The 2,212-nt window shown below is 33.2% G+C and carries 2 protein-coding genes; both read left to right on the top strand.

The window, feature by feature from the left end:
• The first annotated feature begins 161 nt into the window (after window positions 1-161).
• Window positions 162-1,310 (top strand): tocopherol cyclase family protein, encoded by a 1,149-nt coding sequence (locus ACKI67_RS01765; protein WP_407461679.1) that lies wholly within the window; start codon window positions 162-164, stop codon window positions 1,308-1,310.
• A gap of 81 nt (window positions 1,311-1,391) precedes the next feature.
• Window positions 1,392-2,081, top strand: coding sequence for a diacylglycerol/polyprenol kinase family protein (locus ACKI67_RS01760; RefSeq protein WP_407461678.1), 690 nt, complete (start codon window positions 1,392-1,394; stop codon window positions 2,079-2,081).
• The last annotated feature ends 131 nt before the right edge of the window (window positions 2,082-2,212 follow it).

The following is a 2,212-nucleotide window of genomic DNA, read 5'->3' as shown; positions in this document are numbered from 1 at the left end:
TAATAAACTATTTATTATAAAGATAATATAAATTAATTTATAAATTATATCAGTTAATTGTTATTTTAATTAATATTGGGATAACAATTAGATAATCTAACTTATGGGTTTTATTAAAATTATTAAATGATAGAATATTATTTCTTTTTGGAGGATTTTTGATGAATAAAAGTGATTTGAAAAGAGACCATTATATGTTGAAAGGTCCCCTTGCCAAGCAAGGTTATGACTGGTGGTGGCATTCTTTCACTGCTTACAATAAGGAAACCGGGGAACCAAGACCATTCTTTATAGAATACTTCGTTTGTAACCCTGATTTGGCTGAAGATGAACCTACCTTAGGCCAAGACCCTAAAAACATTGAAGCAGGAAAAAGACCATCTTACTGTATGTTAAAAGTCGGAGCATATGGAAAAGACCCTAAACAGATTCATAACTTCTATTCCATGAAAGACTTTGAATGTCCTGACGATAGATTGGACATTAAGATTGGAGAATACAGTTTAACTGAAACTCACATGACAGGTTACTGTAAAGTCACTGAAGATGAAGCACGTGATCATCCAGAATATATGTGTGATGCTGGAGAGATGAAATGGGACTTGGATATTGACAAGCAAATCACTTTTAATGTAGGTTATGGTGCTAACAGTTTCTTTAGAAAAATAAATGCTTTTGAAATGTTTTGGCACGCTGAAGGAATCAAGACTCAATATAGTGGAACCGTTGAATTGGATGGTGTTGAGTATGAAGTAATTCCTGAAAAATCCTTCGGATATGCAGATAAGAACTGGGGTGGAGACTTTACAAGCCCTTGGTTATGGATATCCTCATGTAATTTAACAAGTTTAATCACAGGCAAAAAGCTTAATAATTCCGCTTTTGAAGCTGGTGGTGGAAAACCTAAGGCATTCGGTATTTCCCTTCCTCGTAAGCTATTGATTGGATTCTATTATGAAGGAAAAATGTATGAGTACAACTTTGCAAGATTCTGGAATAATGTAAGAGTCGATTTCGGATTCAAGGAAGGAGAAGTAGATAACGAATGGTATATCAACTGCAGTAATTGGAACAGCAAACTTGAATTGAAACTATACTGTAAACGTGATGAAATGATGCTTTTCAATTATGAAGCTCCTACCGGTAAAAAACTTCACACCCGTCTTTGGAATGGTGGAAGTGGTTATGGTGAAATCAAATTGATGAAAAAAGATGGAACCCTAATCGACCACATAAAAATAGAAAATGCAGGTTGTGAATACGGAGAATATGATGATGACAGAACTCACAATGTTATAGATGATGTATAAATCATCTATGGCATTATTTTTTTATCATTCTATTTAATTAATTAATTTAAGTTTTATGATTCTAGTTAAAGAGTAGATATTATGTTGTTTTCAGATATGATTGCATTGATTATTGTTTATCTTTATGTTATTGTAGTCTTTATATTGGCGGAAAAGGTTTTAAAAAGCAAACCTGAAGTATCTCGTAAGTTTTTACACATTATGGTAGGTAATATGATCTTTGCCATGCCATTCTTCTCAGATCCATGGATCATGCTTTTATTCATTACTTTGCCGGTAACTGTTGCGCTCTTCTTCCTTACAGAATATTCACCTATTAAAATTAAGAACAGTGTCACTGAATCCGGACATGCATTAGGATTGTTCTTCTATGCATTGATTTGGTCAATCTTACTCTTGATTTACCCAATATTAATTGATCCTAACTTGCTTTGGATTGTAGCATTAGCTATTGTTCCTTTAGTATACGGTGATGGATTTGCAGCTCTTGTCGGTGGAAAATGGGGTAGAATCAAATACCACATATTCGGCGGAGAAAAGACACTTGCAGGTTCCCTTGCAATGCTTTCAGTAACTGCGGTGCTTTCCGTATTTGTTTGGGTATTCTACAGTGCAATGGGATACACCCTTCCAGAGCTTAACTTCTGGTACATTTTGATCATTTCTGCACTTGCAACTGTATGTGAAGCTATTAGTTATGGTGGTATCGATAACCTTACCGTACCTTCCGTAACCTCCATTTTGTACTTCTTGGTTGCAACTGTATTATAATGTTATCACTTATTGTGATAACTTTTCTTATTTTTTTAATTATTTTTATACTATTTTTATATTATTCTTATAATTATTTTTACATTATTTTCACATTATTCCTATACAAAACCTTATTTTGTTTTTATTTA

The sequence above is a fragment of the Methanobrevibacter sp. genome (genome assembly GCF_045577275.1).
Classification (GTDB): Archaea; Methanobacteriota; Methanobacteria; order Methanobacteriales; family Methanobacteriaceae; genus Methanobrevibacter.
The sequence above is the reverse complement of the archived record's forward strand: the minus strand, read 5'-3'. Positions and strand labels throughout refer to the sequence as shown.

What these genes read in the sequence shown, in the direction of transcription:
- ACKI67_RS01765 (WP_407461679.1), top strand. Translation starts at nt 162, where the DNA reads ATGAATAAAAGTGATTTGAAAAGAGACCATTATATGTTGAAAGGTCCC.
- ACKI67_RS01760 (WP_407461678.1), top strand. Translation starts at nt 1,392, where the DNA reads ATGTTGTTTTCAGATATGATTGCATTGATTATTGTTTATCTTTATGTT.